The sequence below is a fragment of the Paraburkholderia sp. SIMBA_030 genome (genome assembly GCF_046535245.1).
In the GTDB taxonomy this organism is placed as follows: domain Bacteria; phylum Pseudomonadota; class Gammaproteobacteria; order Burkholderiales; family Burkholderiaceae; genus Paraburkholderia.
Genome location: NZ_JAWRXB010000747.1, coordinates 1 through 265 on the forward strand (window position 1 = coordinate 1; position 265 = coordinate 265).

The 265-nt window shown below is 58.9% G+C and carries 1 pseudogene; it reads left to right on the forward strand.

What is annotated here, in order from left to right:
* A pseudogene (locus tag SB772_RS41960) lies at positions 1-265 on the forward strand (F0F1 ATP synthase subunit alpha); the annotation flags it as partial.

The following is a 265-nucleotide window of genomic DNA, read 5'->3' on the forward strand; positions in this document are numbered from 1 at the left end:
TCGTTTATGACGATCTGTCCAAGCAAGCAGTGGCTTACCGCCAGATTTCCCTGCTGCTGCGCCGTCCACCAGGCCGTGAAGCTTACCCAGGCGACGTGTTCTATCTCCACTCCCGTCTGCTGGAGCGCGCATCCCGCGTTTCGGAAGAATACGTAGAGAAGTTCACCAACGGCGCAGTGACCGGCAAAACCGGTTCCCTGACCGCACTGCCGATCATCGAAACCCAGGCTGGCGACGTTTCCGCGTTCGTTCCGACCAACGTGAT